The 8,349-nt window shown below is 60.0% G+C and carries 5 protein-coding genes and 2 pseudogenes; 2 read left to right on the top strand and 5 right to left on the bottom strand.

Going from position 1 to position 8,349, the window contains the following annotated elements; all coding sequences use genetic code 11:
• Positions 1 to 11: 11 nt before the first annotated feature.
• The 5 genes from BLR85_RS20880 to BLR85_RS20905 form a co-directional block, all read right to left on the bottom strand.
• A complete protein-coding gene (locus BLR85_RS20880) occupies positions 12 to 1,238 on the bottom strand; it encodes a polysaccharide biosynthesis/export family protein (RefSeq protein WP_093161862.1) in 1,227 nt (408 codons plus the stop codon).
• Complete coding sequence (locus tag BLR85_RS20885) at positions 1,235 to 2,590, bottom strand: hypothetical protein (protein ID WP_093161865.1); 1,356 nt, start codon at positions 2,588 to 2,590, stop codon at positions 1,235 to 1,237. Before BLR85_RS20885 ends, BLR85_RS20880 begins: the two co-directional genes overlap by 4 nt.
• A gap of 179 nt (positions 2,591 to 2,769) precedes the next feature.
• Positions 2,770 to 4,095 carry a hypothetical protein gene (locus tag BLR85_RS20890; protein WP_139188484.1) on the bottom strand — a complete coding sequence of 442 codons (1,326 nt, stop codon included), beginning with the start codon at positions 4,093 to 4,095 and terminating at the stop codon, positions 2,770 to 2,772.
• A gap of 52 nt (positions 4,096 to 4,147) precedes the next feature.
• Entirely contained in the window at positions 4,148 to 6,085 is a 1,938-nt protein-coding gene (locus tag BLR85_RS20895) for a GumC family protein (protein ID WP_139188485.1), read from the bottom strand.
• A gap of 198 nt (positions 6,086 to 6,283) precedes the next feature.
• Entirely contained in the window at positions 6,284 to 7,135 is an 852-nt protein-coding gene (locus BLR85_RS20905) for a glycosyltransferase (protein WP_170844675.1), read from the bottom strand.
• A gap of 323 nt (positions 7,136 to 7,458) precedes the next feature.
• Here BLR85_RS20905 and BLR85_RS20910 point away from each other — a divergent pair.
• A pseudogene (locus BLR85_RS20910) lies at positions 7,459 to 8,010 on the top strand (IS5 family transposase); the annotation flags it as partial.
• An 82-nt stretch (positions 8,011 to 8,092) separates the two neighbouring features.
• Positions 8,093 to 8,349 (top strand): annotated as a pseudogene (locus BLR85_RS20915) (transposase); the annotation flags it as partial.

The raw sequence follows: 8,349 nt of genomic DNA on the forward strand, positions 1-8,349 counted from the left end.
TAACTCCAAAGTCAATCCGAAACCGGCGCCTCAAGCCTGTGACGGTGCACAAAAAGCGTGTCTCCAGGTTGCAATCGGGCCGTAGGGTCAATGGCGGTTGCGACGGAGCCGGCACCTCGCGTCACCCGAAACTGCGTCACGAGTTCACCCGTCAAGCTGGACCCGGTCACCAGACCTGCCGCAACAGCCTCATCATAAAGGGTTTCCGCATTATGGCGCTGCGTACGCAACCTCACAATGTCGTTTTCAATCCGGTTGAGTTGCTCCAGCGCATCGGAACGGGCATCGCCAACAAGTGAAAGCGCGTCCCGTTCGGCAAGGTTGAGTTGCTGTTCCGCCGTCAGGCGCGCGATTTCGAGCTGCAGCCGCTTGGCTTCAAGATCGTTGAGCGAATTCGTCAAGGCGCTCACGCGTGTGTTCACGGCAAGTCCGCGCTCCTTGAGGGTACTTACACTTTCAAGGTCCTGCCGGGTAATCTCTATCTGGTTGGTTCTCAGCTCGATCTGGGCGCCCAGATGCTCGACCTGGCTGCGGAGCACCTCCTTCAGGTCTGCGATCCGGCTGCCCTGGGCATCACGGGCGGACCGAGCCGACACGAGGATCTTTCCCTGAAGCCCATCCGGAAGAACCGAGGCGTTTTCCCCGCCGGATTCCGGTTCCAGGCCCTGGAGATCGTAAACGAAGCGGGCGCGTTCGTTTTCCAACACCGCAAGCTGCGCATCCAGCAGGCGGATTTCGCCCGCGAGACGCAGCACACCGATATTGGAACCGGAGGTGTTCAGCGTCTCCGTCGGCACCCGCAGGAATCCACCGGCGAGGGCCAATGCCTGTTCGGCCGACAAGCCCGGCCGGAACGGATATGCGCCCGGCGACGCGACCTCGCCCAGCACGTAAACCGGAAGGTGGCCGATCACCTCGATGGCGACATCCGGCGGCTCCGACAGGCCCGCTTGTCGCCGCAGGCGCCGCTCCAGTTCATCCGACAACACGCCGATCTCCTGACCGGCAGCCGGGACCTGGCCGACCAGCGGCACTCGTAATATCCCACCATCCGACAGCGCGTATTCGCCCGAGATCCCCTGCCACAGAACGTAGGTCGATGTTTCCAGATCCCATCGCATGACCCGCAAAAGCACCCGGTCCTGGCTGTTCAGCTGGTATTCTTCTGCCAGTGCCGCGGCAGCAAACGGGGATAACAGCAACGCAATAAGCGTGGAAAAAATCACCGAGACCTTCACCGTTCCATCCTCCAGAAAGGTTTCTCACCCAGGGAAGTCGTTCTCCTGTCCTGTTTCGGAGCGTCATGAACCTCCATCAGCCGCGATGCGCTCAACGCGATGGCCAGGATAACGGGTACGTTCCAGAAGCGCGCGTAGAATGTTGGGAACATGTACAGCATAAGCGCAAAGATCAGCAATACCGTAAGGGTCAACGCGCCGACCTTTCGCGAATGGTCGGCCCGGATGGCCTGCACCGCCACGAATACGCCCGTGAGCAACAAGCCGACCAGTCCGAACAGCAACATCGCACCGCCTTCGGTCAGTACCAGCAGGTAGACGTTGTGCACCGGGGCACCGAAGGCGCTGATCTCCCGGTACTGGTCCACGCCAAGCCCGATCATCAGCGTCCCCCGCGCCGTATGCATCGCTTCGCCCAGAAGTTGGGCCCTGTCTTCGAATGTCCCGGCCACTGAAACGTCATGAGTGAGCAGCGCGTTCAAGACCCGCTCCTGAAAGACCTCCGGCAGGAACATCTCGCCGAACAGAAGCGCACTCGCACCGCAGGCCAGGATCAGCCCGCAGGTCAACAGGACATGCCTTGCCGAACCGCAAAACAGCACGATCGTCGAAACCCCCAGCAAACTGACGATCAACCCCGAGTTCGATCCTGTCAGCAAGACGCCATACCCCAGCACCGGCAGGCTTATCACGAGCCATCCGCGCCGCAGATGCCCCAGAAAATTCAGCCCCAGGACAAATACCATACCAATCCCCGCCAGGGCGGCGCATTCGTTTTCACGCTCGATCAGCGAGCGCATCCGTCCGCTGCCGGAAACCAGCCGCGTGCTCGGATCGTCCACGAAATGAAAGACGTAGATCCCGAACAGCATCACCCCGACGAGCGCCGCGACCAGAACCTTTATCAGCGCGACAACTTCCGGGTAGCTCCGTCCGGCAAGCACCATTGGCAGGACAACCAGCGAGAAGAAGTATTGCGCGTATACGCTGGGCAGGGCCTTCGGCTCACCGTTGACCAGAGATCCGAGTGTCAGGCCACCGCAGAAAAGAAGGAAACAGACGAACCAAAAACCCGTGGCGGACCCAAAGAAATGCAACGGAAGCCTGTGGTTTACCAGCAGGAGGATGAAAGCCAGGATCATGGCAGCATCCGAGGCGGTCACATAGATCCCCTGCATCCGAAGATAGTTCATCGGTGAAAGCGCCACGGCGATAGCCGCCAAAATGCCCGCCGCCCTCGCCGCACCATGACGACGCTGCGCCGGAAGCTCCCGTCCTTCAGCGACAGCGCCGGCGAGCTGGCCCACCGGCAGTTCAGTGACCGGAGTGGAAAAGCGTCGAACCCGGGTCATGTTACTGCCCCGCCGATTCTGGATGCCGGCTTCCGTGCGCGCCGGAACGGCCGGGGGACGGCGATCTGTGACGGGAAACGCCACTTGAGGTTGCGCAACAACCGTTCCGCGATCGGCCCCAAATGAGGCCTGGTGGCGATCCGCGCAATCATGGCGCGCCTCCGGGTTTCGGCAACCGCTCAATCCGCATCGACCCAGCTCCCGTCGCCGGCCGCCAAGGCAAGCCAGGTTTCCACATGGCTCATCGCGCTTTGCGGGTCGATTTCCCAGGGATCATTCGGCCTTGAAGGATTCAGCGCGGCGCGCGCCTCCTCACAGAGATCGGAGAAACCGTCACCGTCACTGTCGCGCTGCCCGTCGGGATCTGCCTGCGCAACCACCGGCCAGCCACCGACCTGATCCACATTGTCGATCACCCTTCCGCCGCAGATACGCACATCCTCGATCACGCGCGCATCGAGCGCATCCGCCATGCGGCGCCCCTCTATCCGGTCACCGGCGCGCGCCAGGACCGCATCAAGAACCCCTGAGACCGGCATGGGTTCAACGCTGACGGGCCAACCGGGCGGCGCGACCAGAACGGATTCCGCCACGCTGTCCAGAACTTCCACCTTGCGCCCACGGCACCCCTTCGCCACCCCCGCAAGGTTGTCGCTGGCCAGCAATCGTACGGCCTTCCCGTCCTCCCACTCGAAAACCTGTACGGGCTCCGGCGTCTTGCGCACGGTCGACGGCCCGGTGAGCGCGAGATTGCCGAGATAGGCGATATCCGCATTGCCAAGCAGGTCGTAGAACTCTCCGAACTGGCTGATCGGGTTATAAAAAACGTTGTTGATGACCTCGACAGGTCCGATATCGGTGGCCTTGATGTCCGGCGAACGGTCACGGTGGTGAGCGAAAAGATTGCGCAGAAGCGTGATCCGGCCACAGCGGTTGCCCTGCCCCTCGTCCGAACAGATCAACGCCCCTTTCGAGTGGCGCCCCTTGGGGTGGTTCGAACGATCGAGGCTGTCGGCCAAGGTGATGTCGGACGCCGTCGCACCCGAAACATGGATGTTGAAAGTCTCGTCCGTCGCAAAGGCCATGGAAAGATTGCCAGGAAAGACCTGCCGGGCGTTCTCCACCGTGATCGCGTCCACGGTCGCAGACGGCCGTGGGCTCGGCCCCGGGCGCAGCTTCAGATACCGGATGACCACATCGGTCACGTTCTTGGGGATCAGCGGCCCGTGCGTTCCTTCCACTATTCGCAACTGGATGCCATCGCCGGGCGCGGTCTGTCCGGCGATGTAGATATTCGAACCGACATGGATCGGCTGCAGCAGGTCGATCGTGCCGCTGACGGCAAACCCGCAGACACGCGGATGGCCACCATTCGCGGCACATTCACGCAACGATCCGGGTCCGCTATCTGCAAGGGTCGTGACCAGGCGCAACTCGCCCTGTTTCCAGCCGACGGCTCCCGCACCCATCCCTTCGGCACCGGGAAAGGCCCGTTCGGACGCCACGGCCCCATGCCCCGCCAGCATTATACCCGACACGGCGAGAAAATATTGAAATCTATCGATAATATTTCGCAGCATAGTGGTAATACTGTGGATTGCCGCCGTAGCCGTGCCTCCGGTGCTTGCGCAGATCCACCTGGTTGATGACCGTCCCCAGCACATTCATGCCGTTCTCTTCCAACCGTTCCATCGTGTCGGAAAGCGCTTCCTGAGTGGTCTCCCCCCAGCGAACCACAACCACAGTGGCATCGACCAGGGGCCCAAAACGACAAGCGTCGTCGATGATCAGAACCGGCGGCGCATCCACCAGAACCAGGTCGTAGCGGTAGCGCAGTTTCGTGTTCAGCCGGTTCAATAACTGCTTCAGGTGCTGCGGCGACGTATGCGCTCGTGTCCGGACCGGGAGAATCTCGAGCCCGGCGATTTCCCTGCCATCCACGACCACCGGTTCGCCGCGCAACTCGCCAGACAGGACCTCGGTAATCGGAACTGGCGATTTGTGCAGATCCATCAGTTTCGAGGCGCCTTGCCGGTGGGCGTCCAGATCCAGGACCAGGACCCGCATCCCTTCCCGCGCCGCCGTCAATGCCAGCGATACTGTCAGCGTCGACTTGCCCTCATCCGGCAGACCGGATGTCACCATGATCAGTTTTGCGCTCTCACCGCTATTGAACCAAAGGGTGAGCAGGCCCCGGAGTGCCTCGCTGAAGGCGGAATACGGATTGGCCAGCAGGAACCAGAGCGGCGCGTGCTGCCGCTGCAAGAGACCGCGGCGCTTGATCCTCGGCAGATAGCACAGGTTCGGAACACCGCTCACCGGGACGGTCTGATCCTCGGTCCAAAGCCGGTTGTTCATCCCCTCCATGAGCAAGGCGATCACGAAAGCGAGCGAAAACCCGACCACGGCGCTCACAACCAGCGCCACCGGCACATTCGGCCAGGAAGGTTCCACCGGAACCCGCGCAACCGACACTTGCCGCGCACCTTCTCCGGTGAATTGCAGCTGTGACTCGAACTCGTTGAGCTTTTCGATGGACGTTTGGTAGCGCGCGCGCTGGAGCTCCATGGAGCGCTCCATCCGCATCAGCGATAATTCCGAACGTGTGTGCTCGTGCAGTGTCTCCTCCGCCTGCTCCAGTTGTCGGCGTGCCTCGGCCAATTCCTCGGAATCGCCCTGCTGGGCCGACAGGATATCAACAACGGCCGAGGCTCGCTCCAGATCAGCGCGAAGCCTGTCGACGAGACGTTCATCGTCGAGATCGTTGTCGCGGATAAAATCCGCGAGTTCGAGCTCGGACTGCGACAGGTTCTCGCCAAGCTGTTGCACCCGATCGCGCAGGAAAGCGATGGATTGCTCGATCACCTGGCGCCGCTGCAACATCGAAATGACAATAAAGGTATCAGCGACCTGGTTGGCGATCGCCGCTGCCATCTCCGGATTTTCCGATACTGCAACGATCCCAAATGCCAAACTCTCTCCATCACGAAAAATATCGTATGATTTCAACAGTTTATCAACTACACGCTCACGCCGGATCTCTGGCGCCTCGAAGGTGCCAAGCTCCGGTGGTCCAACAAAATCAGGATCATCGAACAGCTCCAGCGTTACCGCCACCTCGGTGGCGAAATCACTCGAGCGCAAGACGTCCATCTGCGTCTCGATGAACGTCCGAGTCATCTCGAAGCTCTCCAGTTGCACATCCGTCGCCCGGACCCGTGTCTCGAGCAAGGTCATGACAAGGGTCGAACGCGCTGTGTAGCGCTTCGGCATATTCTCAAGAACAACGTAAGTCAGCCCAACGACGGTAGCGATAATCAGCAGTCCCAAAACCATGTGTCGGCGCAGCAGGCTCCACAGGCCTTCTGAACCGATCCGCTTTTCCGAGGTTTGTCGAGCCGCTTTAATAAATGTTCTTGGCGCTGTCATCGTTCTCCCCTCAGCGGCCATAAAAAAATTGATTCTCGCAAACTGTCCGGTTTTGCCAGCCGACACGCCTGACCTTAAAGGCAACGTCAGGCCGACATCGGCCTCTTATCCTGCGCCGTCCCACCACACGACACCTCATGATAGAGCTTTTCATGCAGATCGCGATAAATTTCGGTCGAATAATGTTTCTGAACACGTTCTCGAGCCTTTGCACCCAGGCTGGCGCGTCGCTCCCGACCCAGCAAGAAAAGCTTCGAAACGGCATCAGCCTGCGCCTCGGGGTCGCTTGGCGGCACCACCAGCCCCGTTTTTCCAACCACGCGCGCACAGTCTTCCCACATCGGTCACGACACAAGTAACGCCGGCCACCATGGCCTCGGTCACGGCAAGCGGAAACGCCTCACCCCACGCCGAGCACAGCAGGAAGACATCCAGCCCCGGCACGAGTGCATCAACACCGTCTAGGAGGTCTGGCGCGGTCAAACGGCCCGCGGTTCCCAGGTTTTCCGCTTCGGAAATCACCGGCCTGTCACCATGACCTTCGTCGAAAAGAACCACCTGTACGTCGCAGTTCCACGACATTAGCCGCACCGCCACTCGGACCACCGCGTGATGATCCTTCATTGAAATACTTTCTGCGAGATTGACCGCCAGCCCATGCGTCACAGGCTCCCGACAAATTCCCGGGAAATTCGCTCGCGCGTCTGGTTGAGACAAGAATATTTTCGTATCCACCGTGTTGGATACAAATACGGCACAATCCAGTGCGAACACAATTGCCGTGTGCTGCCGTCTAGAGAGTTCCGAGCAACAGTTAATTGCCTCGGGGCGCCGGGTCAGCGCCGACAAAAGCTGTAGAACAGCATTCCTGGAGCGTTTTTCGTTCCGAATGTCCTGCGGAGAATGATGAATCTCTCCGACCCGCGCCGGTCTGTTCGTGCCACGGCCGGCCAGCGCCGACCAATACACACGACCCCCATGATACATCCAACAATGGATTAAATCGGGGGGGCTGTCCTGCGGATGAGACCGCGTCCCGGCAAGCGCAGCCAAGTACAGCTTGCCCAGCTTCAAATCGAACGATGCCCCCCCGCCACCTTCAAAGCGAAAATCCACCCTAACTAGCCGGTCCGGAAAAGGACAAAAAACGACATGGCGCGAGGAGCTTGGGCGCAAAGCCAAAAAGTATAGTTTCAACATAAGCTGCGCACCACTGACATTCGTGCTGGTGATAAATTCGTGCCGGTGATAAAGTAAATTGCTTTCATCGGTTCACATGCTGTTGGATTTTCCTGTCCGGCACAAGACAAACCTGTTTTGCTATCATGAAACCATTTTGCGGAAGAGGCAAGAAAGGTCTATTTGGGGTCGTGAGGGGCGTTGTTGCATAAAGCCTGGCCGGGATTCACAACACGAATCCCGTGGGTTAGATCGGCGGCATGCCGAAGCCCACACTTCCCCGCTATTGAACGACGAACTGGTCGAGCTACAATGCATCGCTTCGGAAGCGGGGTTCGCTTCTGGTCTGGTTCGACCGAGACATGACCTGGTTCGCGGATCTGGCAGGCAAACGCGGGCGTCCTGAGACATTCTCCGATGCAGCGATCCAGTTTTGCCTGAGCGAGAAGGTACTGTTCGGTCTGCCGCTTCGCCAGACCTCAGGAATGGTCGCCAGTCTTCTGGAAATGGCGGAACTTGAGTGGCCGGTGCCTGACTACAGTACGCTGTGTCGACGACAGAGAACCTTGAAAGTCCAGATCCCCTATCGCCGTGTTGACAGGCCGTTGAACCTTCTGGTGGACAGCACCGGGATCAAGTTCCTGGGGGACGGAGAATGGCAGGTCCGCAAACACGGCGCCAGTGGCAGACGCCGGTGGCGCAAGGTGCATTTGGCCATGGACACCACCACACCCGACATCCGGGCGGTGGAGTTCACCCCCAGCCGGGATGGCGACAGTCCTGCCCTGCCGGACCTGCTGGAGCAGATCCCTTAAAGCGTACCGCCAAAAACCTGAATCGTTGGGATTCCGTTGAAGCCTGATCTGTGATTCATCCTGTTTGGGAGGATGGATCATGTCAGCACCTTTGCCGGACGTGCTGCGGCTGCGGTTTCAGAAGTTGGTTGAAGTAGGGTTAAGCGGGCGCGCGGCAGCGTTGCGGTTAAAGCTGTCGCCAGCAACAGGGGCCAGATGGGCGCTCTCGATCCGGCGCACGGGCCGTGCCTGTGCCGCTCCCCAAGGTCGTCCCAAAGGCAAGGGAAAGCTCGATCCGCATCGCGCCTTCTTCGCCGAGATCATCGGGCAGGACGGGGACATCACGATGCCGGAACT

This window comes from Aliiruegeria lutimaris (genome assembly GCF_900099935.1).
Taxonomy (GTDB): domain Bacteria; phylum Pseudomonadota; class Alphaproteobacteria; order Rhodobacterales; family Rhodobacteraceae; genus Tropicimonas; species Tropicimonas lutimaris.

What these genes read in the sequence shown, in the direction of transcription:
- BLR85_RS20885 (WP_093161865.1), bottom strand. Translation starts at nt 2,590, where the DNA reads ATGACCCGGGTTCGACGCTTTTCCACTCCGGTCACTGAACTGCCGGTG.